Consider the following 25963-nt stretch of genomic DNA (forward strand, 5'->3'; position numbering starts at 1 on the left):
TCAACCCACTGTGCTGAACGATCTCGACGAACGCATCGTGCACGCCCTGGCCGAGGACGCCCGCCGCTCCTACGCCGACATCGGCCAGATCGTCGGTCTGTCCGCTCCCGCCGTGAAACGGCGCGTGGACCGGCTGCGCGCCACCGGAGCCATCACCGGCTTCACCGTCCGGGTGGACCCGGGTGCCCTCGGCTGGGAGACCGAGGGGTTCGTCGAGATCTACTGCCGGGGCAACACCTCCCCGGAAACCATTCAGCGGGGCCTGGAGCGCTATCAGGAGGTCGTGGCCGCGTCCACCGTCACCGGGGACGCGGACGCGATCGCCCAGGTCTTCGCCTCCGACATGCGGCACTTCGAACGGGTCCTGGAGCGCATCGCCGGGGAGCCGTTCGTCGAGCGGACCAAGTCCGTGCTCGTGCTGTCGCCGCTGCTGCGGCGCTTCTCGTCGGGATCGCCCACGTAATCCGGCGGCGTGATCGGCCCGACCGGCCTACCATCGGTGTCATGGCCTGGCGACATTGATCTCCATCCGCTTCCTCCGAGGAGCGCCCTGGGCGCCGTGAGCGCCGTACGTCCGGTGTCCGTCGGCTGACCCGGACGCTGTACGGCTACGCGTTCCTCGAAGAGTTCGTCCTGCTCTACCCGGTGTACGCGCTTCTCTTCCGCGACACCGGGCTGTCGGTGTGGCAGATCTCCTCCCTGTTCGTCCTGTGGTCGATCACCGGCGTGCTGCTGGAGGTGCCCTCCGGCGCCTGGGCCGACGCCGTGTCGCGTCGCCGATTGCTGTGGATCGGCCCGCTGCTCACGGCCGCCGGCTTCGCGCTGTGGACCCTCTTCCCGTCGTACGGCGCCTTCGCGCTGGGCTTCGTGCTGTGGGGCACGGGCGGAGCCCTCGCCTCCGGTGCCTGCGAGGCGCTGGTCTACGACGAACTGGAGCGGCTCGGCGCGGCCGGCCGCTACGCCCGTGTCATGGGCCGGGCCCGTGCGGCCGGCCTGCTGGCCGTGATGGCGGCGACGGGACTGGCCGGACCCGTGTTCGCCTGGGGCGGCCACACCGCCGTCGGCGCCGCCAGTGTGCTGGTCTGTCTGCTGGCAGCGGCGACCGCGACCCGGCTCCCCGAACACCGGACCCCGACGGCCGGAGGGGACGGCTGGACCGCGACCCTGCGGGCCGGGCTCGCCGAGGCCCGCGCCGACCGGTCCGTACGCGGAGCGATCCTGCTGGTCCCGGCCGTCACCGCCGTGTGGGGCGCCCTCGACGAGTACACGCCGCTGCTGGTCCGGGACACCGGTGTCCCCGACGCGCTGGTGCCCTACCTGCTCCTGCTGATCTGGGCGGGCGCCACCGCCGGAGGACTGCTGGCCGGGGCGGGCGAACGCCTCGGTACGAAGGGCCTCGCGGCGCTGCTCGCGGGCGCGGCACTCGCCCTGGCCGTGGGTGCCGGTGCCGGCACCGTGGCCGGAATCGCCCTCGTGGCGCTCGCCTTCGGCGGCTTCCAGGCGGCGAGCGTGCTGGCCGACGCCCGGCTCCAGCAGCGCATCGACGACTCCGGCCGGGCCACCCTCACCTCCGTCGCCGGGCTGGGTACGGAGCTGACCACCGTCGCCGTGTACGTCGGCTACGGGGCCCTCGGCACGGCCACCGGCCACGGCACGGCCTTCGTGTGGTTCGCCGTGCCGTACCTGGTGACCGCGCTGCTCCTGGCCGCTAGAGGTCGGGCTGCCAGGGGGTGACCGAGAAGTCGCCGGTCCCCTTCTTGACCTTCTCGAAGGGCGCCGAGCCCACGCACTTGGGCAGGCCCTTCGTCTCGACCGGGGTGCCCGTCGAGGCCCAGCTGTAGCCGAGCCGGTCGCGGTGACCGAGGTCGTGCACGGTGATCCCGACCCGCTTGCCCTTCGCACCGGGCAGGTCGGAGGAGGTGATGACACCGGAGACGACGGCCACCTTGCCGCCGGTGAGCAGGCAGTCCACCTTCGCCTTAGCCCGGGCGCCCTCGCCGTTCAGATAGTGGCTCCACTCGAAGGTGCCGGTGGCCTTCATCGGGTCGGCCTTGTCCTTCGCGGCCAGATGCGCGTCGAAGGAGAAGGTGATGTCGTCCCCGGCCGAGCGGTGCAGCTTCGCCTCGCCGGTGAGCGCGGCGGCCTCACGGGCCTGCGCCGGTAAGCCGGAGGCCCCGGAGTGGGAGGCCCCCGTGCGTGAGGACCCGGAGTCGGAGGACGCGGCGGCGGAGGCCGCCGCGGCGGTGGCGGTGAGCAGCAGCGCGGCGCCGAACACGGCGGTCTTCGTACGGCGGTTCATGGCGGTCCTTTCCGCAGAGGTGCTGGTCGCTGGAACGCACACCACTGTCCCGGCACGGTGCCCGCGCCACATCGCTCCGGGGACGTCACCCCGCCTCCGCCGCCCGGCGGGGAGTACCGCACGGGCCTGCGCCCAGGGGATGACAGGACGTACGACCGCGGGGCGTGCAACGAATCGCCGTCGGCCCCCGGAGGGACGCAATGATCAGCTCATCGGCGCGCAACGGCTGCTCCTTGTCCGCCCGAGCCCGCCGACCGTACCGTCTATCAGGCCCCCGAAATCCCCCCGCGTCCCGGTGAGGAACACGCATGCGCACCGCCCTGCTCCAGAGCTCCGGCAGCCCCGGCTCCACCGTCGAGAACCTCAAGGTCCTCGACGAGGCCGCGGGCCGGGCCGCCGCCGCGGGCGCCGGGCTGCTCGTCACGTCGGAGATGTTCCTGACGGGGTACGCGATCGGCGACGACATCGGCCGCCTCGCCGAGCCCGCCGACGGGGACTGCGCGGACGCCGTCGCCGAGATCGCGACCGCCCACGGCCTCGCGATCGCCTACGGCTACCCCGAGCGCGCGGGCGACGCCGTGTTCAACTCGGCCCAGCTGATCTCCGCCGACGGCACCCGTCTCGCCAACCACCGCAAGACCCACCTCTTCGGCTGCTTCGAGCGCGACCACTTCACCCCGGGGGACCAGCCCGTCGTCCAGGCGGAGATCGACGGTCTGCGCGTCGGCATCCTGATCTGCTACGACGTGGAGTTCCCGGAGAACGTCCGCGCCCACGCCCTCGCCGGCACCGACCTGCTTGTCGTCCCCACGGCGCAGATGCACCCGTTCCAGTTCGTCGCCGAGTCGGTGATCCCGGTGCGTGCCTTCGAGAACCAGATGTACGTCGCGTACGTCAACCGGGTCGGCCGGGAAGGCGAGTTCGAGTTCGTGGGGCTGTCCACGCTCGCCGGGCCCGACGGGGTCGCCCGCACCCGGGCCGGACGGGGCGAGGAACTGGTCCTCGCCGACGCCGACCCGGCCTTCCTCGCCGCGTCCCGCGAGGCCAACCCGTATCTGCTGGACCGGCGCCCGGGCCTCTACGGGTCGCTCGCCTGATCCCCCCACACCTGCCTGTCTCTTCTGCAAGGAGTCCGTACCCCATGACGTCCACCGTGCCCAACGCCGTCGAGCACGCAGACGCGCAAGCGCAGCCGATCACCATGTTCGGCCCGGACTTCCCGTACGCCTACGACGACTTCCTCGCCCACCCGGCGGGTCTCGGGCAGATACCCGCGACCGAGCACGGCACGGAGGTCGCGGTCATCGGCGGCGGTCTGTCCGGCATCGTCGCCGCGTACGAGCTGATGAAGATGGGCCTCAAGCCGGTCGTGTACGAGGCGGACCAGATCGGCGGCCGGCTGCGGACGGTGGGCTTCGAAGGGTGCGACGACTCCCTCACCGCCGAGATGGGCGCGATGCGCTTCCCGCCGTCGTCCACGGCGCTCCAGCACTACATCGACCTGGTCGGCCTGCAGACCCAGTCCTTCCCCAACCCCCTCGCGGAGGCGACCCCGTCGACCGTCGTCGACCTCAAGGGCGAGTCGCACTACGCCGAGACGGTCGCCGACCTGCCCCAGGTCTACCGGGACGTCGCCGAGGCGTGGAACCGGTGCCTGGAGGAGGGCGCCGACTTCTCCGACATGAACCGGGCCCTGCGCGAGCGGGACGTCCCGCGCATCCGTGAGATCTGGTCGCGCCTCGTCGAGAAGCTCGACAACCAGACCTTCTACGGCTTCCTCTGCGACTCCGAGGCCTTCAAGTCCTTCCGGCACCGCGAGATCTTCGGCCAGGTCGGCTTCGGCACGGGCGGCTGGGACACCGACTTCCCCAACTCCATCCTGGAGATCCTGCGCGTCGTCTACACCGAGGCCGACGACCACCACCGCGGCATCGTCGGCGGCTCCCAGCAGCTGCCGCTGCGCCTCTGGGACCGCGAGCCCGCGAAGATCGTCCACTGGGCGCAGGGGACCTCGCTCGCGAGCCTGCACGAGGGCGGCGAGCCCCGCCCGGCGGTGACCCGGCTGCACCGCACGGCCGGCAACCGCATCACGGTGACCGACGCGCGCGGCGACATCCGCACCTACCGGACGGCGATCTTCACCGCCCAGTCCTGGATGCTGCTGTCGAAGATCGACTGCGACGACTCGCTCTTCCCGATCGACCACTGGACGGCCATCGAGCGGACCCACTACATGGAGAGCTCCAAGCTCTTCGTGCCCGTGGACCGGCCCTTCTGGCTGGACAAGGACGAGGAGACCGGCCGGGACGTCATGTCGATGACGCTCACCGACCGTATGACGCGCGGCACCTACCTGCTCGACGACGGCCCGGACAAGCCCGCCGTCATCTGCCTCTCCTACACCTGGTGCGACGACAGCCTGAAGTGGCTGCCGCTGTCCGCGAACGAGCGGATGGAGGTCATGCTGAAGTCGCTGGGCGAGATCTATCCCAAGGTCGACATCCGCAAGCACATCATCGGCAACCCGGTGACCGTCTCCTGGGAGAACGAGCCCTACTTCATGGGCGCGTTCAAGGCCAACCTGCCCGGCCACTACCGCTACCAGCGGCGCCTGTTCACGCACTTCATGCAGGAGGAGCTGCCCGAGGACAAGCGCGGCATCTTCCTCGCCGGCGACGACATCTCCTGGACGGCCGGCTGGGCCGAGGGAGCCGTCCAGACCGCCCTCAACGCGGTCTGGGGCGTCATGCACCACTTCGGCGGCACGACCGACCCGACCAACCCGGGGCCCGGCGACGTCTATGACGAGATCGCGCCCGTCGAACTGCCGGAGGACTAGGGGTACTCGGGCAGGGGCGTGAGCAGCATGCGTCCCGCGAGGCCCGCCGCCGCGTCCAGGTGCTCGGTGAACTCCTGGGCCACGTCGGGGAGTCCGCGCAGTGCCCACAGGGCCCGGGCCGCCGTCCAGGTGGCGTCCCGGGCGCGGTCCAGGCTCCAGGAGCCGAGCAGATGGGTCAGCGGGTCCGCGATCTGGAGGAGATCGGGGCCCGGCATCAGATCTTCGCGGATGCGCTCCTCCAGCGAGACGAGGAGATCGCCCACCGTGTCGAACTCGTCCTCCAGCTCGGCGGGTGCGCAGTCGAGCGTACGGCAGGTGTCCACGACGGCCAGCGCGAGATCGTGCCCGATGTGCGCGTTGATGCCCGCGAGGGCGAACTGCAAGGGCCGTACCCCGGGATGGCGGCGGAACTGGAACAACGGCCGCCAGCAGGCGGGCGGACGCCGGTCTCCGGCCGCCGCCTCGACGGCCTCCAGGTACCGCTCCGCGAACCGTACGTCCAGCGTGATCGCGGCATGCGGGTCCGCGAACCGCCCCGTGTCGATGCACCGGTCCACCGCCTCCGTCACGGCGAGGTAGACGCGGTTGAAGACCGCCACCCCGTCCCGGGGGTGCAGGGCCGCATCGAGGGCGCGCATCCGGGAGATGACTCCGTCGACCGGAGTGTCCACGGCTGAGGGGACTTGTTCGCATTGCGGCATGCGGGCAGAGTCCCAGCTCTAGGCTGGCGGGAGTACCGGCTGGCCCGGCGCTTCCCCGAAACGGGGGAACGCCGCCCGCCGCAGGGGGAGGGGGAGCAGCACCGTGTCAGGCTTACGTGCCCAGCGCCTGGCCGCCCGCAGGGCCGAGCGCAGGCGCGCCGCCCGGCGCGGCGCCATGGTCGTGGCGGCCTCCGTCGTGGTCGCGGCCGGCGTGGTCGCCGGGGCGCTCTCCGCGGTCGACGACCGGCGGTCCTCGGACGAGGCCCGGACTCCCGAGGTCTCCGCCTCGCCCCGCTTCGCGCCCCTGCCCGCGGTGCCGTCCGCGTCCCCGTCGGTCTCCGGCTCCGCCTCGCCCGCACCGTCCTCGACGAAGAGCGCCGCCCCCGCGCCCTCATCCCCGAGGACGGAAACCAAGAAGCAGAAGGCGGCCGGTGCCGTGACCGGTCGGCTCTACCGCCACCCCGACTCCCAGGTGCTCGACTGGATCCGGGCCCACGACGGCGATCCGCGCCACGCGGTCATAGCCTCCCGGATAGCCGAGCGGCCGGCCGCCGTCTGGTTCGCCGACTACTCCCCGGACACGCTCACCGCCCGGGTCGCCGCGGTGACGTCCGGCGGCGCGGTGCAGGGCCGGGTGCCCGTCGTCGTGCCGTACGCGATACCGGGCCGGGACTGCGGAGGCCACTCCCAGGGCGGGGCGCCCGACCTGGACGCGTACGACGACTGGATCGACCGGTTCGCGGCAGGGCTGGGCTCCGGCGAGGTCATCGTCGTCCTGGAGCCGGACTCGGTCGCCCAGACCGAGTGCCTCTCCGCCGGCGACCGCGCGGACCGCTTCGCCTCACTGGCCCGGGCCGGCCGTGTCCTGAAGGCCGCCAACCCCCGGGCACGCGTCTACTTCGACGCGGGACACTCGGGCTGGAACGCGCCCGGCAGGCAGGCGGCATGGCTACGGCAGGCCGGTGCCGCCTCGCCCGAGTCCTCCGACGGGATCTTCAGCAACGTCTCCAACTTCCACACCACGGCCGACGAGGTCGCCTACGACCGGCGGGTCCTGGACGCCCTCGGCGGCCCGGCGAGCCTGGGCGCCGTCATCGACACCAGCCGCAACGGCAACGGCGCCCCGGCCGACGGGGAGTGGTGCGATCCGTCCGGCCGCAAGCTCGGCCGGACCCCGACCCTCGGCACCGGCGAGGCCCGGATCGACGCCTACCTGTGGGTGAAGCTGCCCGGGGAATCGGACGGCTGCAAGGGCAGGCCGGGGACGTTCACGGCGTCGTACGCGTACGAGCTGGCCTCCCCGTAGGACGCACTACGACCTCGCCCCGCCGCAGGGCGCTACGGCTTGCCCTCGTCGTAGGCCGAGGTGCCCTCGTCCAGCAGCGGCGACTGCGTCTTCAGATGGGCCGGGGCGAAGGCCCGCAGGGCGTGGTAGCCGGTGATGACGACGATCGTGCCGAGGGCGATGCCGCTCAGCGAGAAGGTGTCCGTGAACTTCATGGTGACGTTGCCGACGCCGATGATGATGCCCGCAGCGGCCGGGACCAGATTCAGCGGATTGCGCAGATCCACCCGGGCGTTGAGCCAGATCTGGGCGCCGAGCAGGCCGATCATGCCGTACAGGATGACGGTGATGCCGCCGAGCACCCCGCCCGGGATCGCCGCGACGACCGCGCCGAACTTCGGGCAGACGCCGAAGAGCAGGGCGAAGCCGGCGGCGGCCCAGTAGGCGGCCGTGGAGTAGACGCGGGTCGCCGCCATCACGCCGATGTTCTCGGAGTACGTGGTGTTGGGCGGGCCGCCGACCGCGGTGGACAGCATCGAGCCGACGCCGTCGGCCGAGATCGCCGTGCCGAGCTTGTCGTCCAGCGATTCGCCGGTCATCTCGCCGACCGCCTTCACATGCCCGGCGTTCTCCGCGACCAGCGCGATGACGACCGGCAGGGCGACCAGGATCGCCGACCACTCGAAGGACGGTCCGTGCAGCGTCGGCAGCCCGATCCAGTCGGCCTGGCCCACGCCGGAGAGGTCGAGCCGCCAGTGGTCGGTGACCTTGCCGCTCGCGTCCGCCGAGTGGATCTTGCCGAAGACCAGGTCGGACAACCAGGAGATGCCGTACCCGAAGACCAGCCCGAGGAAGATCGCGATCCGGGACCAGAAACCGCGCAGACAGACGACCGCCAGACCGGTGAACAGCATCGTCAGCAGGGCCGTCCACTGGTCCTGCGGCCAGTACGTCGAGGCCGTCACCGGGGCCAGGTTGAAGCCGATCAGCATCACCACGGCGCCGGTCACGATCGGCGGCATCGTGGCGTGGATGATCCGCGCCCCGAACCGCCGCACGGCGAGCCCCACCAGGAACAGCGCGACGCCGACGACGAAGACCGCGCCGGTGACGGTGGCGCTGCTGCCGCCCTGGGCGCGGATGACCGCCGCCACCCCGACGAAGGACAGCGAGCAGCCCAGGTAGCTGGGCACGTGGCCGCGTGTGGCCAGCAGGAACACGACGGTCGCGACGCCCGACATCATGATCGCGAGGTTGGGGTCCAGGCCCATCAGGACCGGAGCCACGAAGGACGCCCCGAACATGGCCACCACATGCTGGGCGCCGAGCCCGGCCGTGCGGGGCCACGAGAGCCGCTCGTCGGGGCGGACCACCGCGCCGGGCGCCGGGGTGCGTCCGTCGCCGTGCAGTTTCCAGCGGACGCCGAGATCCATGGTGCGGTTTCGCTTTCGTCGTGCGTGTGCGTATCCGGACCATTGTCCGGGTGCGCCGACGATGCCGGTGACCGGGGCGGATCAGGGCGTCCGCGTGTCCCTCCGGGCCGGGCGTCCGCTCAGGGCCGCGGGTCGGGAACCGCCGCCGCCTCCGGCCGGCTGATCTTCGCCCGGTCGCCCGGGCGCAGCACCCGCGCGAACGCCACCAGACCGCCGGACAACACCGTCACCAGGCAGAACGACACCATCAGGCTGGTCGCCTGGGCCAGCATGCCGATCGCGCTCGGCGCGATCAGGCCCGAGGTGTAGGTGATGGTCGCGACGCCCGCGATGGCCAGGCTCGGATTCGAGCCGCTGCGGCCCGCCGCCGCGAAGCACAGCGGGACGACGACCGCGATGCCGAGACCCATCAGCGCGAACCCGCTCATGGCCACCGCCGGACGGTCCGCGACGACGATCAGCAGCCCGCCGAGAACGGCGAGCACACCGCTGACCCGTACGGTCCGCACGGCACCGAAGCGGTCCACGACCCGGTCGCCGGCGATCCGGGCGATGGCCATGGTGAGCGTGAAGCCGGTCGTGCACGCCGCCGCGAGACCGGCCGAGGTCTCCAGTTGCTCGCGGAGATAGACCGCCGACCAGTCCAGGCTCGCGCCCTCGGCGAACACCGCGCAGAACCCGATCGCGCCGATGAGCAGCGCCGACCGGGGCGGCAGCGCGAACCTCGGCGGCGGCTCCTCGTCCTCGGCGGGCTGGAGATCGAGCACCCACCCGCAGGCCACCACGCCGATCACGGTGAGGACCACCGCGGCCAGCAGGTGATGCAGCCGGGCGTCCGAGCCGAGGTGCGCGGCGAGGGTGCCGGCCGCCGAGCCGATCAGGGCACCCGCGCTCCACATGCCGTGCAGCCCGGACATGATCGACCGGCCGAGGCGGTTCTCGACCTCGACGCCCAGCGCGTTCATCGCCACGTCCGCCATGCCCGCCGTCGCGCCGTACGTGAACAGGGCCAGGCAGAGCGTGAGCAGGTTCGGGGCGAGGGACGGCAGGACCAGCGAGAGCGTCCACAGCGCGATCAGCCCGCGCAGCGCGTTGCGGGCACCGAACCGGTGGCTGACGCTGCCGGCGAGCGGCATCGCGACGGACGCGCCGAGCGCGGGGAAGGCGAGCGCGATCCCCAACTGCCCGGCGCTCACGCCCGCGTGGTCCTGGATCCAGGGCACGCGGGTGGCGAACGAGCCGGTCACGGCGCCGTGCACGGCGAAGACCGCGGCCACCGCGTACCGGGACCGCTTCACCTCGCGCAGTTCGTCGACCACGTTGCCCATTCTGCGGTCCCCCTCCGGGTCTCTGCCGTGTCTCTGTCGCGCTCACGTCATGCGGCCGTACTGTGCGGCCGTAAACTATCAGGAACCCTGCCTGATAATAAGAGGGTTTCCCGGCGGGCCACGGCCGACGGACCCGCCGATCTGGAAGGATCCCGGCATGCCCGCATCCCCGAGCACCGCCCGGGCCATCAACGACCGGCTCGCCCTGCGTCTGCTCCAGCAGGAGGGCCCGCTGACGGCAGGGCGGTTGAAGCAGCTCACCGGTCTGTCCCGGCCGACCGTCGCCGACCTCGTCGAACGCCTCACCGCCGCCGGACTGATCGAGGTCGTCGGGGAGGCGGGGGAGCAGCGGCGCGGGCCCAACGCGAAGGTGTACGGCATCGTCGCCGACCGGGCGCACCTCGCCGCGCTGGACGTACGCACCGAGGGTGTCTCCGTGGCCGTCGCCGACCTGGTGGGCCGGGTCCTGGCCGAGGCCTCGGTGCCCATCGGCGGTGACATGGCCACGGGTTCCGCCGTGGAACAGGCGGTCGCGCTGGTCGAGCGGGTGGTCAAGGAGGCCGGCGCCGACCGGCTGCACACGGTCGGCATCGGGGCGCCCGGCCTGATCGACCCGGCCAGCGGAGAACTCCGTGACTCCTCCGGGCTGCCGGAGTGGCACCGGCGTCTGGTCGCCGCCCTTCAGGAGCGGCTGCCCGAGGCGCGGGTGAGCGTCGAGAACGAGACCAACCTCGCGGCGCTGGCCGAGCAGCGCGACGGCGCCGCCCGGGACCGGGACACCTTCGTCCTGCTGTGGCTGGGTCACGGCACGGGAGCGGCCGTGGTCCTGGACGGCGCGCTGCGCCGCGGTGCCTCCGGCGGCACCGGCGAGATCGGCTTCCTCCCGGTCCCGGGCGCGACCACGCTGCCGTCCGCGACGGACTGCGAGGGCGGCTTCCACGGCCTGGCCGCGTCGTCCGCGGTCGTCGAGCTGGCGGCGGAGCACGGGGTTCCGGCGGAGCCGGGGCAGGAGCCGTCGGTGGTGGGGGTCGCACGGGCGGCGGTGGGTGTGGTGCGGGGTGCGGTGGGTCAGGTGCGGGCGGCGGAGGGCGAGAGGTCTCGGCCCGAGAGCCCGGACGGGACGCCCGGGCCCGAACACCGTTTCCTCGACGCCCTGGCCGATCGGCTCGCCGTCGGAGTCGCCTCGGTCGTGGCGATTCTGGACCCCGGGTGCGTGGTGCTCGGAGGTGAGGTCGGGCAGGCCGGTGGCGAGGAACTCGCCGGCCGGGTCCAGGACCGTATCGCCCGGATATCGCCCCTGCCCACGGAGGTACGGACGACCACCCTGGGCGGCGACGCCGTCCTGCGCGGCGCCCTCCTCACGGCCCGCGACCGAGCCCAGGACGACCTCTTCACCGCCCAGGAACGGCCGATCCGGCGCCGGTAGGGCGCCCGCGTACCCGCTACGCCCCGGACCTTCCGCATCCCCGCTGCGCCCGGGAGCTTCCGCATCCCCGCTACGCCCGGGACCTCCCGCTCCCCGTCCGCACCTGCCCGCCCCCGAACCGCCCCTCCAGATAGGCCTCGAACGTCCCCGTGCCGACCGCCCGCTGCGGCGCCAGATGCCCCCCGCTCCTGAACGCCCGGTACGCCGCTCCCCACAGCGGTACGTTCACCACCGCCCGACGCCGGCCGGACGCTTTCAGATAGGCGCGAGCCAGTGACTCGAACGTCCGGACCTCCGGCCCGCCCATGTCCTCGACCCGCCCCGCCGGTTCACCCGCCGCCAGCTCCACCAGCCGGTCAGCGACCTCGGCCACCTCGACCGGCTGGTCCCGGACACCGGCCGGCAGGAACAGGACCGGCAGCTTCGACAGCCCCTGCAGCATCATGACCAGCAGGTCGTGGAACTGCGTCGCCCGCAGCGCGGTCCAGCCGATCCCCGACTGCTCGACCATCCGCTCCACGGCGAGCTTGCTCTTGTAGTAGCCGAACGGCACCCGGTCGACGCCGACGATCGAGATGTAGACGAGATGCCGCACCCCGGCCGCGCGCGCCGCCCTGATCAGATGCGCCGCCCCCTGCTCATCGCCCTTCTGCGCCGACGCGCAGTGCACGACGGTGTCCACACCGGAGACGGCCGCGTCCAGCGCGGCCCCGCCCTCCCTCAGGTCGACCGCGTACGGCTGGGTGCGCCGGCTGAGCACCCGCACCTCGTGCCCGTCCTCGCGCAGCCGCTCGGTGACGAGCCGGCCGAGTGTTCCGGTGCCACCGGTCACCAGGATCGTGGTCATGCCGTTCAGTCCCTTCGAAGGCCCGGGCGCTCCGGCCGGAGCACCTCTCGCCAACTGAGACCGAACACCCCCGCCGGATGTGACAGACACGCCCGGCCGTCCCGCGACCGGGCCCGACGGTCCTACGAGCGGACGAGCTGACGCCGTGCGAACGCCAGCTTCTCCGGATTGACCACGGCCCGCACCCCGATGACCAGCCCGTCGCGCACCTCGAACGCCGCCAGCCCGACGAGCGTGTCGCCCGCCCAGGTCGCCAGCCCCGTCGCGCCGTTGACCTCGACCGGCACGAAGTCCAGACCCACCGTGAACTTCGGGCCGCCGCCCGCCAGGAAGTGGGCGATCCGGGGGCCGCCCTCGATCGGCCACCGGGCCGCGGTGACCTTGCCGCCACCGTCGCTCCACCAGGTGGCGTCCGCCGCGAGCAGCTTCTCCAGCCCGGCCAGGTCGCCCTCGCGGGCCGCCGTGATGAACGACGCGACCAGCTCCTCCTGCTGCTCGGACGCGGGCTCGAAACGGGCCTGCGGCTCGCCCACCCGCCGCACCGCCCGCCGGTAGAGCTGACGGCAGTTCGCCTCGCCCAGGTCCAGGACCCCGGCGATCTCCCGATGCCCGTATCCGAACGCTTCGCGCAGCACGTACACCGCGCGTTCCGTCGGGGTGAGCCGCTCCAGCAGCACCAGCATCGCCATCGACACGGCGTCGCGCTGCTCGGCCGACTCCAGCGGACCGAGCGCGCCGTCCCCGGTGACCACCGGCTCCGGCAGCCAGGTCCCGACGTACCGCTCGCGCCGGGCGCGCGCGGACGTCAGCCGGTTCAGGCAGAGGTTCGTGACGACCTTGGCGAGCCAGGCCGCCAGGTGTTCGATCCCCGTACGGTCGGCGCCGCTGTAGCGCAGATACGCGTCCTGGACCGCGTCCTCGGCCTCCTCGGCGGAGCCCAGCAGCCGGTAGGCGAGCGAGAACAACCGGGGCCGGTGGACCTCGAACTCGTCGGCGATCGTGGTGGTCATGGGGCTCACCCTGGCAGAGCCCCGTCCGCACGGCGTGGGAAGGCCCGGCGACGGGCAAGGGCCGTCGTCACCGTCGCCGGGCCGGTCACGGGGGGGCATGCCAACCCTGGAGCCCGACCCTAGAAAGGACTAGATCACACGGTCAATAGGTGCGTACCAATCCCGGTGAGCACGGCGCCACGGTCTGTGAGGCAGCCCACACCGATCGCCTCTTTGAACGTCGATCAGGCGTGGCACACTGGCCGTGTACCAGTAGCAGCGCACTCCGGGGTCGGTGAAAGTCCGAACCGGCGGTTACAGTCCGCGACCCGGTCGCCTCCAGCGATCGGTTGACCAGGTGAAATTCCTGGACCGACGGTTAAAGTCCGGATGGGAGGCAGTGCGCGGCGGGCAGTCATACGTGCGTGCCGCCGAAGAGGTCCGTCCCCTCGGGGCGGGCTCCGTCCGGCGTCGCCCCCGGTGTCTCTGCTCGTACATCTGTCGTCATCGACAGCCCCGGAGTCCGTGCCCCGATGTGGCAGGAGGACCCGGGAAGTGTTCACCGGAATCGTCGAAGAGCTGGGCCAGATCACGGCCGTCGAGACCCTCGACGACGCCTGTCGCTTCCGCCTGCGCGGTCCCGTCGTCACCCAAGGCGCCAAGCACGGCGACTCCATCGCGGTCAACGGCGTCTGCCTCACGGTCGTCGACCACGAGGGCGACGAGTTCACCGCCGACGTGATGGCCGAGACCCTGAACCGCTCCAGCCTGGGCGCCCTCGCGGTCGGCAGCCGCGTCAACCTCGAACGCCCCATGGCCGTCGGCGAACGCCTCGGCGGGCACATCGTGCAGGGCCATGTCGACGGCACCGGCGAGGTCCTGGAGCGCAAGCCGTCCGAGAACTGGGAGATCGTGAAGATCTCCCTCCCCGCGGACCTCACCCGCTACGTGGTCGAGAAGGGCTCCATCACCGTCGACGGCATCAGCCTCACCGTCGTCGACGCCGGACCCGACTACTTCACCGTCAGCCTCATCCCCACGACGCTCGCCCTGACCACGCTCGGCCACAAGGGCCCCGGCGACCCGGTCAACCTCGAGGTGGACGTCATCGCCAAGTACGTCGAGCGGATGCTGGGTGACCGGGGCTCCTCCGAAGGGGCGACGGCCAAGTGAACTCGCTGAACTCCGAGGCCTTCACCCTCTTCGGCCAGCACATCCTCTGGTCGGACATGGTCGGCAATCTCTTCGGCCTGGCCGCCCTCGCCCTCGGCTGGCGGCGCTCCATCTGGACCTGGCCCGTGCAGTTCCTGGCCGGCCTGATCCTCTTCGGCGCCTTCTACGGCCACCTCACCGGCAGTGCCGGCAAGCAGGCCGTCGTCATGCTCGTCGCCCTGTTCGGCTGGTGGCAGTGGCAGCGCGGCAAGGGGCAGGGCGAGGACGGTCACATCGCCGTACGGTTCGCCACCTGGCGCGAGCGCGGGGCGATGGCCGCCGCGGCCGCCGCCGGCACCGTCGCGGTGGCGCTGCTGTTCAAGGCGTACCCGACCCTGTCCTGGGACCCCTGGCCCGACGCCTACATCTTCGTCGGCACCATCGTCGCCATGTACGCGCAGGCGCGCGGCATGGTCGAGTTCTGGTTCGCCTGGCTGCTCGTCGACCTGGTCGGCGTGCCCCTGAACTTCGCCAACGGCTACGCCTTCTCAGGCTTCGTCTACGTCATCTACGGCGCACTCGTCCTGTGGGGCATGCGCGACTGGTGGCTGCGCTCCCGCAAGGACGCGCGGCCCGTTCTGGAAGGAGCGCCGGCATGACCACGGCACCGACCCTGTACCGCACCGACGACATCGAGGACTTCGCACTCGACCCCGTCGAGCAGGCCATCGCCGACATCGCGGCCGGCCGCCCCGTCGTGGTCGTCGACGACGAGGACCGGGAGAACGAGGGCGACCTCGTCATCGCCGCCGAGAAGGCGACCCCCGAGATCGTCGCCTTCATGATGAGCGAGTGCCGCGGGCTGATCTGCGCCCCCATGGAGGGCGACGAACTCGACCGGCTGCGCCTGCCGCAGATGGTCGAGGACAACACCGAGTCCATGCAGACCGCGTTCACGGTCTCCGTCGACGCCTCCGCCGCCCACGGCGTGAGCACCGGCATCTCGGCCTCCGACCGCGCCACCACGCTCCAGCTGCTCGCCGACGGTGTCACGGGACCCGACGACTTCGTCCGCCCCGGCCACATCTTCCCGCTGCGCGCCCGGCCCGGCGGGGTCCTGACCCGCAACGGCCACACCGAGGCCGCCGTCGACCTCGCCCGCCTCGCGGGCCTGCGCCCGGCCGGAGCGATCGTCGAGATCGCCGGCGAGGACGGCACCATGCTGCGCCTGCCCGAGCTGATCCCCTTCGCCCGCAAGCACGGCCTGACGATCATCTCCATCGAGGACCTGATCGCCTACCGGCGCGGCAGCGAGCCGACCGTCCGCCGCGAGGCCAAGACCCGACTGCCCACCGCCCACGGCACCTTCACGGCCTACGGCTACCGCTCCACCGTCGACGGCGTCGAGCACGTCGCCCTCGTGCACGGCGAGATCGGCGACGGCCAGGACGTCCTCGTCCGCGTCCACTCCGAATGCCTCACCGGCGACGTCTTCGGCTCCGCCCGCTGCGACTGCGGCCCCCAGCTCGACGCCTCCCTGGCCCGTATCCAGGCCGAGGGCAGGGGAGTGGTGGTCTATCTGCGCGGACACGAGGGCCGCGGCATCGGCCTGATGTCCAAGCTGCGCGCCTACGAACTCCAGGAGCGCGGCCGCGACACCCTCGACGCCAACCTCGAACTCGGCCTGCCCGCCGACGCCCGCGACTACGCGGCCGGCGCCCAGATCCTGGCCGACCTCGGTGTGCACGGTGTGCGGCTGCTGACCAACAACCCCGACAAGTCCGACGCGCTCGTCCGCCACGGCATCGCCGTCACCGCACGCGTGCCGATGCCCGTGAGCGCCGGCGAGCACAACCTCCGCTACCTGCGCACCAAGCGGGACCGGATGGGCCACGACCTGCCCTGGCTCGACACGACCACCGTGCCGGCCTGCAGCAACCAGTAAGACAGCACAGCGACAAGGCTCTGAGGAGAGACGTGAGCGGCAAGGGTGCACCGGAACTGTCCGTACGTAATGTGGGTGACCTCAGGGTCGCCGTCATCGCGGCACAGTGGCACGAGAAGGTGATGGACGGTCTGGTCGACGGCGCCCTGCGCGCCCTGCACGACCTGGGCATCGACGAGCCGACCCTGCTCAGGGTCCCCGGCAGCTGGGAACTCCCGGTGGTCGCCAAGGTCCTCGCGGGCCGCGGCTACGACGCGATCGTGGCCCTGGGCGTCGTCATCCGCGGCGGCACGCCCCACTTCGAGTACGTGTGCCAGGGCGTGACCCAGGGCCTGACCCAGGTGTCGGTCGAGACCGGCGTCCCGATCGGCTTCGGCGTGCTGACCTGCGACACCGACGAGCAGGCCCTGGACCGCGCGGGCCTGCCCGGCTCCAACGAGGACAAGGGACACGAGGCGGTGACGGCCGCGGTCGCGACCGCGGCCACCCTCCGCTCGGTATCCGAACCCTGGCGCTGAGGCGCCCCCTACACCGCGTAGGCTAGGCGTCACCATGTCCAAGAAGACGTTCGAGGAGCTCTTCACCGAGCTCCAGCACAAGGCCGCCCAGGGCGATCCCGCCACTTCCCGCACCGCAGAGCTGGTCGAGAAGGGCGTCCATGCCATCGGCAAGAAGGTCGTAGAAGAGGCCGCCGAGGTCTGGATGGCCGCCGAGTACGAGGGCAAGGAGGCGGCGGCCGAGGAGATCTCGCAGCTGCTGTACCACGTCCAGGTGATGATGGTCGCCCGCGGCATCTCCCTCGACGACGTCTACGCCCACCTGTAAGCCGCGGCCAGCCGCACCCGTTCCCGTCAAGACACCACGCAAAGGAAGCCGACCTCATGCTGCGCATCGCCGTCCCCAACAAGGGTTCCCTGTCCGGCCCTGCGGCGGAGATGCTGCATGAGGCCGGCTACCAGCAGCGCCGGGAGTCCAAGGAGCTGCGGATCGTCGACCCGGTCAACGAGGTCGAGTTCTTCTACCTCCGCCCCCGCGACATCGCCATCTACGTCGCCTCCGGCCAGCTGGACATCGGCCTCACCGGCCGCGACCTGCTCATCGACTCGGGCGCCGAAGCCGAGGAGATCCTCCCGCTCGGCTTCGCCCGCTCCACCTTCCGCTACGCCTGCAAGCCCGGCACCGTCGAGGGCCTCGCGGACCTCGCCGGCAAGACCGTCGCCACCTCCTACGAGGGCATCGTCGCGGCGCACCTCGCCGAACACGGCATCGACGCCTCCGTCGTCCACCTCGACGGCGCCGTCGAGACCGCCATCCAGCTCGGCGTCGCCCAGGTCATCGCCGACGTCGTCGAGACCGGCACCTCCCTGCGCAACGCCGGCCTCGAGGTCGTCGCCGAGCCCATCATGAAGTCCGAGGCCGTCGTGATCCGCCGCACCGGCGCGGACGCCGACGACCCCAAGGTGCAGCAGTTCCTGCGCCGCCTCCAGGGCGTCCTGGTCGCCCGGACCTACGTGATGATGGACTACGACTGCCGCGTGGAGCAGCTGGAGAAGGCCGTCGCCCTCACCCCCGGTCTGGAGTCGCCGACCGTCTCCCCGCTGCACAACGAGGGCTGGGTCGCCGTCCGCGCGATGGTCCCGGCCAAGGAGGCGCAGCGCATCATGGACGACCTCTACGAGATCGGCGCCCGGGCCATCCTGACCACGGCCATCCACGCCTGCCGTCTCTGAGGGGCGTACACCGATGTCCGACCTGCCCACCCTGCCCGTCACTTTCCGGCCGGGCAGCACCCGAGCGGTGCTGCTCACCGCCGCCGTCGCGATCCTGGTCGTCATCACGGCCGTCGCGATGCTGCTGAAGCAGCTCAGCCCCGCCGAGCGCCTCAGCTTCGTCGTCACGGCGCTGCTGCTGGACGCGGTGCTGCTCCTGCTGGCCCGGCCCAAGGTCGTCGCCGACGAATCCGGGGTCACCGTGGTGAACCTCACGAACAAGCGCCGGCTGGAGTGGGCCGAGATCCTCCAGGTCACTCTCCGGCCCGGCGACCCCTGGGTGTTCCTCAACCTCAGCGACGGCACCAGCCTGCCTGTCCTCGGCATTCAGCCCGGTATCGCCAAGCAGCGGGCCATCGCCGACGCCCGGGCCCTGAGGGCGCTCGCCGAGGCCCGTTCCGTGGCGGAAGAGCGGCATCAGAGCTGAATCGGGCAATCCACTGGGCGGCCGCCACTGCCGCACCGGGCCGTGTCTTGATTAATCTGTTGGCGGAGGCGTGAACGGATGCGCCTCCGCCTCTGCTGCCCCGCCCGGTGCACCGAGGCTCCTGCTAACCGAGGAGTGACCCTCTCCGGCGATGGACGGATCGTCCTGTAGTACCTGCGCCGCCCCCTGCCGACATAGCGCGGACCTCGCTTACGAGGTACGCGACTTTGCGGAGGCGGCGGCATCATGACCACCCCCTTGCTGCTCCTGGCAGCCGCGTTCCTGCTGATTCTCGCCAACGGATTCTTCGTGGCGGCCGAGTTCGGACTCGTGACGGTCGAGCGGCCCGAGGCCGAGAAGGCCGCCGCCGAGGGCGACCGGCGCGCCCACCGCGTCGTGGAATCGCTCAAGGAACTGTCCTTCCAGCTCTCCGGCACCCAGCTCGGCATCACCATCACCTCCCTCGTCGTCGGCATGCTCGCCGAACCGGCGCTCGCGGAGCTGCTGCACGGCCCGTTCACCTCGATCGGCATCCCCGAGGGAGCCGTCTCCGGTGTCACGGTCGTCGTCGGCATGCTGCTGGCCTCCGCCGTGCAGATGGTGATCGGCGAACTCCTGCCCAAGAACTGGGCCGTGTCCAGGCCGCTTCAGGTCGCGCGCTTCGTCGCCGGCCCGCAGCATGTCTTCGCCCGGCTCTTCCGCCCGGTCATCGCCGGCCTCAACGCCGTCGCGAACCGGCTCGTCCGCGCCCTGGGCATCGAGCCCACCGAGGAGCTGGCCTCCGCCCGCACCCCCGGCGAACTCGTCTCCCTGGCCCGGCACTCGGCGCGGGCCGGCGCCCTGGAACAGGACACGGCCGACCTCTTCGTCAGAACCCTGTCGCTGGGCGAGCTGACCGCGCAGCACGTGATGACGCCGCGCGTGAAGGTCAGCGCCCTGCAGTCCTCGGCGACCGCCGAGGACGTGGTCAATCTGACCCGCGCCACGGGCCTGTCCCGCTTCCCCGTCTACCGGGAGAAGATCGACGAGGTGGTGGGCATGGTCCACCTCAAGGACGCCCTGGCCGTGTCCGTGCGGGACCGGCTGCGCACCCCCGTGGGCCGCATCGCCCGCCCGGCGCTGCTCGTCCCCGAGACCCTGCCCGTACGGCCGCTGCTGGCCCGCCTGCGCAGCGAGCAGCCCATCGCGGTCGTCGTCGACGAGTACGGCGGCACGGCCGGCGTCGTCACGCTGGAGGACATCGTCGAGGAGATCGTCGGCGAGGTCCGCGACGAGCACGACGGACACGACCTGCCCGAACTGGCCTCCGCACCGCCGGAGGACGGCAGGCCCGCCTGGGACGCCGACGGCAGCTGCCGGGTCGACATCCTGCGGCGCATAGGCCTCGACGTGCCGGAAGGCCCGTACGAGACGGTCGCGGGCCTGATCGCCGATCTGCTGGGCCGTATCCCGGCCGTCGGCGACAGCGCGGAACTGCCCGGCTGGCGGCTGTCGGTGCGCCAGGTCGGCCACTACCGCGCGGAGCGGGTCCGGCTCGTGCGGACGGCCCCGGTGGCAGCCCTGGTGGAGGCCGTCCGATGAGCGTGCTCCAACTTCTCTTCGCCGCGCTGCTCGTGCTCGCCAACGGCTTCTTCGTCGGTGCCGAGTTCGCGCTGGTCTCCGTACGCCGCAGCCAGATCGAACCGCTCGGCACCGCACGTGCCCGGCAGGTCCTCTACGGCCTGGAGCGGCTGCCCCAGATGATGGCGGCGGCCCAGTTCGGCATCACGATCTGCTCCCTCACCCTGGGCGCGGTCGCCGAGCCGACCGTCGCGCATCTGCTGGAGCCGGTCTTCGAGTGGGTGCACCTGCCGCACGGCATGATCCACCCGCTGACCTACGTCATCGCCCTCGCCGCGGTGGTCTTCTTCCACCTCGTCATCGGCGAGATGGTCCCGAAGAACCTGGCGATGGCGGCCCCCGAGAAGGCCGCGCTGTGGCTCAGCCCCGGCCTGGTCTGGTTCGCCCGCTTCTGCAAGCCGATCACCGCCGCTCTCGGCGCGGTCTCGCAGGGCATCCTGCGGCTCTTCCACGTCGAGCCCAAGGACGAGGTCGAGGCCGTCTTCACCAGTGAGCAGCTCAACCGGCTGGTGGAGGACGCCGGCCAGGCGGGCCTGCTCGACCCCGAGGAGGCCGAACGCCTGGAGGACGCCCTGGAGCTGGGCTCGCGCCCGGTGACGGACGTCCTGCTGAAGCGCGAGTCCCTGGTGACGGTCAGTCCGTCCGTCACCCCCGGGCGCATCGTCGAGCTCACGGCCCGGACCGGGTACTCACGGTTCCCGGTCGCTGCGGAGACCGGCGCGTTCATGGGCTATCTCCATGTGAAGGACGTCCTGGACCTGGAGCACTCCGACCGGGCCGTGCCGCAGCAGTTGTGGCGGCCCATGACGACCCTGCGGTCCGAGCTGCCGCTGGACGACGCGCTGACGGTGATGCGTCGGGCCGCGACGCACCTGGCGCAGGTGGCCGACGGGTCGGGGAAGGTCCTGGGGCTTGTTGCCCTGGAGGACGTACTGGAGCTGCTGGTGGGGGAGGTGCGGGATCCCGCGCATCGCCAGGTGCGCGAGGTACGGCTGACCGAGCCGAGGTCCGGCGAGGAAGTGCTGGCGACGTAGGCAGGCCGTCCCACGCCGCTTCTCACAGTCCGGGCGGAGCCTGCGGGCCCCGCCCGGACAGCACCTCTCCGTACGCCTGCATCAGATCCGGCAGCCGCAACGTCGCCAGATCCTCCCTGCCCAGCACCCCGGGATACACGGACAACCGCAGATCCCGGTACGCGCAGCTCTTCTCGTACAGCGTCCGCAGGAACCGCCCGTTGCCCAGTTCGTCGATCCACCCCTGGTCGACCACATGCCCGGCGATGGACCGCAGCTCGTCGAGGGCCTCCTCGTCCCACAGGTCGCCGTTCTCCGCGGCGAGCACCTTGCCGATCTCGGTGAGTTCGAGGGGACGGTAGGAGGGGAAGTCGACGCGGGAGGTGAAGCGGGAGGACAGCCCGGGGTTCGCGGCGAGCAGGCGGTCCATGCCCTCCGGGTAGCCGGCCAGGATCACCACGAGATGGTCGCGGTTGTCCTCGGCTCGCTTCAGCAGCACCTGGAGCGCCTCGTCGCCGTACGCGTCGCCCTTGCCGTAGCCCGAGTTGGACAGCGAGTACGCCTCGTCGACGAAGAGGACGCCGCCGAGGGCCGAGTCGATCAGCTCGTTGGCCTTCACCGCCGTCTGCCCGAGGTACTCGCCGACCAGGTCGGCCCGCTGGGCCTCCACGAGATGGTCGCCGCCGAGCAGCCCGAGGGCGTAGAAGACGCGGCCGAGGATCCGGGCGACCGTGGTCTTGCCGGTGCCGGAGGGGCCGGAGAAGACGAAATGCCGCTTCGGCGGCTGGACCGGCAGACCCTGACCGGCCCGCAGCCGGGCCATGTTCAGCTGCGCCGACAGGGCCTTGACCTGGCGCTTCACCGGCTCCAGACCCACCATGCGCTCCAGCTCGGCGAGGGCCTCCTCCAGTAAGGCCGGATCGGTGGGCCCGGCCGGAAGGGACGGTGCCGGGGAGAACTTCTCGCGCACGGCCGGGTCCGACACCGGCGGCAGGGGAGCGGAGGCAGGCGGCTCCAGGTCGGGCAGCCTGAGGTCACGGCCCTCGGTGCCGAAGAGCGGGTCGAATCCGTCCGGCCCGTCCACGGCGTCCTGGCCGAGGCCCGGCAGCGTGATCGCCGCGAGGTCGGTGGAGTCGTCGTACCCGTCGCCCTCGGCGATCGCGGCGAGCCGGGCCGAGGTGTCCATGAAGGCCGGGTCGACGCGGTGCACGGCCCGGTAGAGGGGGAGGGCCGCGGCGCTGCGGCCGGTGCCCTCGTGCGCCCGGGCCAGCCAGTAGCGCAGCTCCTTGCGCTGGGGCTGCTCGCTGCGGCAGCGCATCAGCGCGGCGGACAGCAGCGGTTCGGCCTGGCCGTACATCTCCAGACGGACCCGGGCCATGCCGCCGAAGAGCCCCGCCTCGATGCCGAGCATCGGGTCGTCGACGAGCGGGTCGGTGTGGCGGACCAGCTGCTCCCAGTCCTTGACCAGATAGGCGCGGCAGGCGTGCAGAAAGCGGACCTGGGCGTCGGTGTCCACCGGCGGCAGCCCGGCGAGGGCCCGGTCCAGCTCGGGGACATGGCGGCCGTCCAGCCAGTGCGAGGCGTGCGCGAGCAGCAGGTCGCGGGGGCTCTCCAGCACGGGCTGCACCCACCAGCCCAACCAGTACCAGGAGTTGAGGGTGCGGCGATAGCGGGAGCGCTGCTCCCCGAAGCGGTCCCGGTGCCGGAACATCCTGAGCAGCGCGGTCGTCGTGTCGACGCGCAGCGCGTGCAGCCCGAGCCAGCCGTCGGCCATTCCGGGGTCCATCGCCACGGCGGCGCGGAACTCCTCCTCCGCCTGCGGATAGGCGCCCATGGTGTAGGCATCGACGCCTCGCAGCCAGGCGAGGTCGGCCGGGGCCTGCGGGCCCTGCGTGCCGAAGTCCATCACGTCCCCCACGAACCGTGCCCCCGTCGGTATGCCAACGAGCCGTCCCCCCAGCCGGCTGCCCTGCTCGAACCGCTGTGCCACGGACCGGAGTTGCGCGGTGCGCGGAGCCACCGTCCGTAGGTCGCGACGAGGGCATCGTACCTTCGGGGACGGCGCCCTCGAAGAGTGCCGCACGGGCCGTTCGCCGAGGTGGGAGCGGACGTGGCCCACCCACGCACGGTGACCGAGTGTGAGCGTTCGGCGCCTCGCGAGGGCCGGAAAAACGGAAGAAGACAGAACGAAGCCCCCGATCACGGGGGAACAACCGGGGGCTTCGCGTCTGTGGGCGGCTCCGAATGGCCGCACATTGAGAACGTAAGTCCTGTACGGCCCACCGGTCAAGCCGAGTTGAAGCACTCCGGCAAGTTGCACCGCAAGCGCCTTCACAAGTTCAGCACACTGCTGGCGGCCCGTCACCGTGCGTGAGGAACTGGTCCGGTCCAGTGGTCCCAGCGGGCCCCTGGAACACCTCGTACCCCTTCTCTCCCTGCCGTACCAGGAGATCGGCGAAGGGCCGCGAGGGATCGTCGGCGAAATGGCGGCGCTCCGCCGGGACCCATCCGTCCCAGAACTCCCGCTGTTCCTCCCCGTCCCGCGACCGCCCCCGGGCCCAGGCCTCCTCGCGCGGCAGTTCCATCCACAGCAGCAGGGCCAGATGCGGCCGCAGCGCCCGGCGTCCCGCGCCGACGCCCTCGACGAGGATCACCGGTGCGGGCGGCAGGGGGAGCGGTGGGCCGAAGCGGCGGGCCCGCCAGTCGTAGGGGGCGTAGTGCGCGGTCCGGCCGTCGGTCAGCGGTTCGATCACCTGGTCCAGCAGCCGTCCGGTCCAGTCGAACAGTTCGTCGTGGCTGGCGATGTCGTCGAGGCGCAGCACCGGCGCGCCGTCGAGCGCCCCGGCCAACTGCTCGGCGAACGTGCTCTTCCCGGATCCGGCGTGGCCGTCGACGCCGACGAGACGGACCGGGCCGCAGGAGGGGGAGAGGCGGCGGATCCGGGAGGCCAGGTCGCGGACGGCGGGTCCCGGTGCGGGGCGGAAGGACGGATTCATCTCGCGCAGCACTCTAACGAGGGTGCGATCGGCTCCTGCCACTGGTCGACGCCAATATTGGTGGGCGTGGCGCGGGTCGAAGTGCTGGCAGGACCTGGCGGGCTGTGCTCATATGTGGCGCACACGCATGTGCGACCGAGTGTTGCAACGGACCTGCCCCGCCCCTGCCCGACTCCGACATCCGGGGGTCCCCGCCATGAGCAGAGCCGAACAGCTGTCCCGCAGAACCGTCCTGGCCGCCGCGGTCGCCGCCGCCGTCACCGCGAGCACGGGTCCGGCGGCCGCCGACACCGAGATCTCCATGACGACCGACAGCCCAAGCCCCGCCCGGGCGGTCCCGGCCCGCACCGTGGACAACCGTGCCTGGGTCTCCTACGGCGACTGGGGCGGCGGCACCGCCCGGGGTACCCGTGCCGTCGCGGGCAACCGCCCAGGCCTGGCGATCGCGAAGCCCGCCGGAACCGCCGACTACAAGGATCCGCACACCGGCACCACCGCCTCCTGGGAGTACGGCACCTGGACGTCCTCCGTCCACCGCCTCGCCGTCCCCGCGACGGAGGCGATCGTCTCCTGGAACGCGCGCACCCCGGCCGGCACCTGGATCCAGGCCGAGCTCAAGGCCACCTACACCGACGGCACCAGCAGCCCCTGGTACGTGATGGGCCGCTGGGCGTCCGGCGACCAGGACATCAAACGCACCTCGGTCGACGACCAGAGCGACGGCAAGAGCACCGTCTGGACGGACACGCTGGCCGTCGACGACCCGGCGACCGGCCTGCGCCTGGCCTCCTGCCGCCTGCGGCTGACCCTGTACCGCAAGCCCGGCGGCAAGGCCACGCCCACCGTGTGGCGGCTCGGCGTGATGGGTTCCGACGTCCCCGACCGGTTCACCGTCCCGGCGTCCGCGCCCGGCCTCGCGAAGGAACTGTCCGTCCCGCGGTATTCGCAGGAGATCCACAAGGGGCGCTACCCCGAGTACGACAACGGCGGCGAGGCCTGGTGCAGCCCGACCTCCTCCCAGATGATCATCGAGTACTGGGGCGGCCGGCTCACCCCGAAGCAGCTCGCCTGGGTGGACCCCTCGTTCACCGACCCGCAGGTGTGCCACGCGGCCCGCTACACCTACGACCACCAGTACGGAGGCTGCGGCAACTGGCCCTTCAACGCCGCCTACGCGGCCACCTTCAAGGACCTCCAGGGCGTGGTCACCCGGCTCGGCTCGCTCACCGACCTGGAGACGCTGATCGCGGCGGGCATCCCGGCCATAACGTCCCAGTCCTTCCTGAAGGAGGAGCTGACCGGCGCCGGATACGGCACCGCCGGGCACCTGATGACCGTCATCGGCTTCACGGCCGGCGGCGATGTCATCGCGAACGACCCCGCCTCGGCGAGCAACGACGCCGTGCGGCGCGTCTACCGGCGGCGCGAGTGGGAGAACATCTGGCTGCGGACCAAGCGGTACAACGCCTCCGGCAAGGTCGTCTCCGGCACCGGCGGCGTCTGCTACCTGTACTTCCCGGCGCGCCCGACCGCGGCCCAGCGCAAGGCGCTGACAGCCGTGGGCGTCCGCGTGTGACCGAGGTCTCGGCCACAAAAGCCGCTGAAGGTGGCAAGGTGGGCGGAACTTCGGGGGAAGTCCGCCCGCCCCACCGGATCAGCGAGAAGCCATGACCGCACACTCAGCCACCGCCGCCGACGCCGCCACGCGCGTCCGCACGGGCGGCCCGAAGGGCGACGGCCCGAAGATCGCCGAGCATGTCATGGGCTGGACGCTCGTCGTGGTCGTCGCGATGCTCGTGACCCGGCTCGGGCTGCTCTGACCCCGGCCCGGACCGCTGTGACCTGACCCACGACCCGGCCCTGCGACCTGCCATACTGCGCATGTCCCGCCTCG

25 protein-coding genes and 1 riboswitch are annotated in these 25963 nt (G+C 71.8%); of the genes, 17 read left to right on the top strand and 8 right to left on the bottom strand.

Translation table 11 applies throughout. The annotated features are described in order from the left end of the window. The first annotated feature begins 10 nt into the window (after positions 1–10). Entirely contained in the window at positions 11–463 is a 453-nt protein-coding gene (locus KJK29_RS32095; RefSeq protein ID WP_003988931.1) for an Lrp/AsnC family transcriptional regulator, read from the top strand. Between the two features lie 125 nt (positions 464–588). After that, the gene (locus KJK29_RS32100) at positions 589–1734 is read left to right on the top strand and encodes an MFS transporter (protein WP_215124529.1); all 1146 of its coding nucleotides are present in this window, start codon (positions 589–591) and stop codon (positions 1732–1734) included. On the opposite strand, the gene KJK29_RS32105 is transcribed toward KJK29_RS32100, so the two are convergent. Beyond that, positions 1709–2299 carry a Repetin gene (locus KJK29_RS32105; RefSeq protein WP_215122659.1) on the bottom strand — a complete coding sequence of 197 codons (591 nt, stop codon included), beginning with the start codon at positions 2297–2299 and terminating at the stop codon, positions 1709–1711. The two genes, KJK29_RS32100 and KJK29_RS32105, sit on opposite strands and share 26 nt — an antisense overlap. Positions 2300–2607: 308 nt before the next feature. On the opposite strand from KJK29_RS32105, the gene KJK29_RS32110 reads away from it, so the two are divergent. Then, a complete protein-coding gene (locus KJK29_RS32110; RefSeq protein ID WP_215122660.1) occupies positions 2608–3396 on the top strand; it encodes a carbon-nitrogen hydrolase family protein in 789 nt (262 codons plus the stop codon). Between the two features lie 44 nt (positions 3397–3440). Continuing rightward, positions 3441–5138: a flavin monoamine oxidase family protein gene (locus KJK29_RS32115; protein WP_215122661.1), complete on the top strand. Its 1698-nt coding sequence runs from the start codon at positions 3441–3443 to the stop codon at positions 5136–5138. Here KJK29_RS32115 and KJK29_RS32120 read toward each other — a convergent pair. Further along, a complete protein-coding gene (locus KJK29_RS32120) occupies positions 5135–5839 on the bottom strand; it encodes a DUF5995 family protein (RefSeq protein ID WP_215122662.1) in 705 nt (234 codons plus the stop codon). The genes KJK29_RS32115 and KJK29_RS32120 overlap by 4 nt on opposite strands. A 175-nt stretch (positions 5840–6014) precedes the next feature. On the opposite strand from KJK29_RS32120, the gene KJK29_RS32125 reads away from it, so the two are divergent. Next, positions 6015–7145 carry a glycoside hydrolase family 6 protein gene (locus KJK29_RS32125; RefSeq protein ID WP_215124530.1) on the top strand — a complete coding sequence of 377 codons (1131 nt, stop codon included), beginning with the start codon at positions 6015–6017 and terminating at the stop codon, positions 7143–7145. A 32-nt stretch (positions 7146–7177) separates the two neighbouring features. Here the strand turns inward: KJK29_RS32125 and KJK29_RS32130 are convergent, their stop codons facing one another. Together KJK29_RS32130 and KJK29_RS32135 are read right to left on the bottom strand one after the other, a co-directional pair. Continuing rightward, positions 7178–8557: a uracil-xanthine permease family protein gene (locus tag KJK29_RS32130; RefSeq protein ID WP_215122663.1), complete on the bottom strand. Its 1380-nt coding sequence runs from the start codon at positions 8555–8557 to the stop codon at positions 7178–7180. Positions 8558–8676: 119 nt separating this feature from the next. Further along, the gene (locus KJK29_RS32135) at positions 8677–9885 is read right to left on the bottom strand and encodes an MFS transporter (protein WP_215122664.1); all 1209 of its coding nucleotides are present in this window, start codon (positions 9883–9885) and stop codon (positions 8677–8679) included. A 157-nt stretch (positions 9886–10042) separates the two neighbouring features. Here KJK29_RS32135 and KJK29_RS32140 point away from each other — a divergent pair, with 157 nt between their 5' ends. Then, on the top strand, positions 10043–11311 hold the full coding sequence (locus KJK29_RS32140; protein WP_215122665.1) for an ROK family transcriptional regulator: 1269 nt from the start codon (positions 10043–10045) through the stop codon (positions 11309–11311). Positions 11312–11381: 70 nt separating this feature from the next. Here the strand turns inward: KJK29_RS32140 and KJK29_RS32145 are convergent, their stop codons facing one another. Then, positions 11382–12158: an SDR family oxidoreductase gene (locus KJK29_RS32145; protein WP_215122666.1), complete on the bottom strand. Its 777-nt coding sequence runs from the start codon at positions 12156–12158 to the stop codon at positions 11382–11384. A gap of 122 nt (positions 12159–12280) precedes the next feature. Then, the gene (locus KJK29_RS32150) at positions 12281–13168 is read right to left on the bottom strand and encodes an RNA polymerase sigma-70 factor (protein WP_215122667.1); all 888 of its coding nucleotides are present in this window, start codon (positions 13166–13168) and stop codon (positions 12281–12283) included. A 256-nt stretch (positions 13169–13424) separates the two neighbouring features. Beyond that, a riboswitch (FMN riboswitch) is annotated at positions 13425–13555 on the top strand. A 147-nt stretch (positions 13556–13702) separates the two neighbouring features. Between KJK29_RS32150 and KJK29_RS32155 the strand changes: the two genes are divergently transcribed. The 9 genes from KJK29_RS32155 to KJK29_RS32195 all read left to right on the top strand — a co-directional run bounded on the left by KJK29_RS32155 (position 13703) and on the right by KJK29_RS32195 (position 21094). Further along, on the top strand, positions 13703–14320 hold the full coding sequence (locus KJK29_RS32155; protein ID WP_215122668.1) for a riboflavin synthase: 618 nt from the start codon (positions 13703–13705) through the stop codon (positions 14318–14320). Further along, on the top strand, positions 14317–14958 hold the full coding sequence (locus KJK29_RS32160; protein WP_215122669.1) for a nicotinamide mononucleotide transporter family protein: 642 nt from the start codon (positions 14317–14319) through the stop codon (positions 14956–14958). The genes KJK29_RS32155 and KJK29_RS32160 overlap by 4 nt, the downstream gene beginning before the upstream one ends. Next, entirely contained in the window at positions 14955–16244 is a 1290-nt protein-coding gene (locus KJK29_RS32165; RefSeq protein ID WP_215122670.1) for a bifunctional 3,4-dihydroxy-2-butanone-4-phosphate synthase/GTP cyclohydrolase II, read from the top strand. Before KJK29_RS32160 ends, KJK29_RS32165 begins: the two co-directional genes overlap by 4 nt. A gap of 32 nt (positions 16245–16276) precedes the next feature. Then, positions 16277–16762 carry a 6,7-dimethyl-8-ribityllumazine synthase gene (ribH, locus tag KJK29_RS32170; protein ID WP_215122671.1) on the top strand — a complete coding sequence of 162 codons (486 nt, stop codon included), beginning with the start codon at positions 16277–16279 and terminating at the stop codon, positions 16760–16762. Between the two features lie 34 nt (positions 16763–16796). Next, a complete protein-coding gene (locus KJK29_RS32175; RefSeq protein WP_003988914.1) occupies positions 16797–17069 on the top strand; it encodes a phosphoribosyl-ATP diphosphatase in 273 nt (90 codons plus the stop codon). A gap of 56 nt (positions 17070–17125) precedes the next feature. Then, on the top strand, positions 17126–17974 hold the full coding sequence (gene hisG / locus KJK29_RS32180; protein WP_215122672.1) for an ATP phosphoribosyltransferase: 849 nt from the start codon (positions 17126–17128) through the stop codon (positions 17972–17974). A 13-nt stretch (positions 17975–17987) separates the two neighbouring features. Next, positions 17988–18440 carry a PH domain-containing protein gene (locus tag KJK29_RS32185; RefSeq protein ID WP_215122673.1) on the top strand — a complete coding sequence of 151 codons (453 nt, stop codon included), beginning with the start codon at positions 17988–17990 and terminating at the stop codon, positions 18438–18440. Between the two features lie 246 nt (positions 18441–18686). Continuing rightward, on the top strand, positions 18687–20021 hold the full coding sequence (locus KJK29_RS32190) for a hemolysin family protein (protein ID WP_215122674.1): 1335 nt from the start codon (positions 18687–18689) through the stop codon (positions 20019–20021). Further along, a complete protein-coding gene (locus KJK29_RS32195) occupies positions 20018–21094 on the top strand; it encodes a hemolysin family protein (protein WP_215122675.1) in 1077 nt (358 codons plus the stop codon). The genes KJK29_RS32190 and KJK29_RS32195 overlap by 4 nt, the downstream gene beginning before the upstream one ends. Before the next feature lie 22 nt (positions 21095–21116). Here the strand turns inward: KJK29_RS32195 and KJK29_RS32200 are convergent, their stop codons facing one another. Then, entirely contained in the window at positions 21117–22979 is a 1863-nt protein-coding gene (locus KJK29_RS32200) for an AAA family ATPase (RefSeq protein ID WP_215124531.1), read from the bottom strand. Between the two features lie 433 nt (positions 22980–23412). Further along, positions 23413–24069 carry a uridine kinase family protein gene (locus KJK29_RS32205; protein WP_215124532.1) on the bottom strand — a complete coding sequence of 219 codons (657 nt, stop codon included), beginning with the start codon at positions 24067–24069 and terminating at the stop codon, positions 23413–23415. 196 nt (positions 24070–24265) lie between these two features. Between KJK29_RS32205 and KJK29_RS32210 the strand changes: the two genes are divergently transcribed. Together KJK29_RS32210 and KJK29_RS32215 are read left to right on the top strand one after the other, a co-directional pair. Then, positions 24266–25645, top strand: coding sequence for a peptidase C39 family protein (locus tag KJK29_RS32210; protein WP_215122676.1), 1380 nt, complete (start codon positions 24266–24268; stop codon positions 25643–25645). Between the two features lie 91 nt (positions 25646–25736). Continuing rightward, entirely contained in the window at positions 25737–25889 is a 153-nt protein-coding gene (locus KJK29_RS32215) for an SCO1431 family membrane protein (RefSeq protein ID WP_215122677.1), read from the top strand. Positions 25890–25963: the final 74 nt, after the last annotated feature.

It is taken from the genome of Streptomyces koelreuteriae (assembly GCF_018604545.1).
In the GTDB taxonomy this organism is placed as follows: domain Bacteria; phylum Actinomycetota; class Actinomycetes; order Streptomycetales; family Streptomycetaceae; genus Streptomyces; species Streptomyces koelreuteriae.

Excerpts from the sequence above, each read along its gene's own strand:
- KJK29_RS32105 (WP_215122659.1), bottom strand. The coding sequence starts at position 2,299 with ATGAACCGCCGTACGAAGACCGCCGTGTTCGGCGCCGCGCTGCTGCTC.
- KJK29_RS32110 (WP_215122660.1), top strand. The coding sequence starts at position 2,608 with ATGCGCACCGCCCTGCTCCAGAGCTCCGGCAGCCCCGGCTCCACCGTC.
- KJK29_RS32115 (WP_215122661.1), top strand. The coding sequence starts at position 3,441 with ATGACGTCCACCGTGCCCAACGCCGTCGAGCACGCAGACGCGCAAGCG.
- KJK29_RS32120 (WP_215122662.1), bottom strand. The coding sequence starts at position 5,839 with ATGCCGCAATGCGAACAAGTCCCCTCAGCCGTGGACACTCCGGTCGAC.
- KJK29_RS32125 (WP_215124530.1), top strand. The coding sequence starts at position 6,015 with ATGGTCGTGGCGGCCTCCGTCGTGGTCGCGGCCGGCGTGGTCGCCGGG.
- KJK29_RS32130 (WP_215122663.1), bottom strand. The coding sequence starts at position 8,557 with ATGGATCTCGGCGTCCGCTGGAAACTGCACGGCGACGGACGCACCCCG.
- KJK29_RS32135 (WP_215122664.1), bottom strand. The coding sequence starts at position 9,885 with ATGGGCAACGTGGTCGACGAACTGCGCGAGGTGAAGCGGTCCCGGTAC.
- KJK29_RS32140 (WP_215122665.1), top strand. The coding sequence starts at position 10,043 with ATGCCCGCATCCCCGAGCACCGCCCGGGCCATCAACGACCGGCTCGCC.
- KJK29_RS32145 (WP_215122666.1), bottom strand. The coding sequence starts at position 12,158 with ATGACCACGATCCTGGTGACCGGTGGCACCGGAACACTCGGCCGGCTC.
- KJK29_RS32150 (WP_215122667.1), bottom strand. The coding sequence starts at position 13,168 with ATGACCACCACGATCGCCGACGAGTTCGAGGTCCACCGGCCCCGGTTG.
- KJK29_RS32165 (WP_215122670.1), top strand. The coding sequence starts at position 14,955 with ATGACCACGGCACCGACCCTGTACCGCACCGACGACATCGAGGACTTC.
- KJK29_RS32175 (WP_003988914.1), top strand. The coding sequence starts at position 16,797 with ATGTCCAAGAAGACGTTCGAGGAGCTCTTCACCGAGCTCCAGCACAAG.
- hisG (WP_215122672.1), top strand. The coding sequence starts at position 17,126 with ATGCTGCGCATCGCCGTCCCCAACAAGGGTTCCCTGTCCGGCCCTGCG.
- KJK29_RS32185 (WP_215122673.1), top strand. The coding sequence starts at position 17,988 with ATGTCCGACCTGCCCACCCTGCCCGTCACTTTCCGGCCGGGCAGCACC.
- KJK29_RS32190 (WP_215122674.1), top strand. The coding sequence starts at position 18,687 with ATGACCACCCCCTTGCTGCTCCTGGCAGCCGCGTTCCTGCTGATTCTC.
- KJK29_RS32195 (WP_215122675.1), top strand. The coding sequence starts at position 20,018 with ATGAGCGTGCTCCAACTTCTCTTCGCCGCGCTGCTCGTGCTCGCCAAC.
- KJK29_RS32200 (WP_215124531.1), bottom strand. The coding sequence starts at position 22,979 with ATGGACTTCGGCACGCAGGGCCCGCAGGCCCCGGCCGACCTCGCCTGG.
- KJK29_RS32205 (WP_215124532.1), bottom strand. The coding sequence starts at position 24,069 with ATGAATCCGTCCTTCCGCCCCGCACCGGGACCCGCCGTCCGCGACCTG.
- KJK29_RS32210 (WP_215122676.1), top strand. The coding sequence starts at position 24,266 with ATGAGCAGAGCCGAACAGCTGTCCCGCAGAACCGTCCTGGCCGCCGCG.
- KJK29_RS32215 (WP_215122677.1), top strand. The coding sequence starts at position 25,737 with ATGACCGCACACTCAGCCACCGCCGCCGACGCCGCCACGCGCGTCCGC.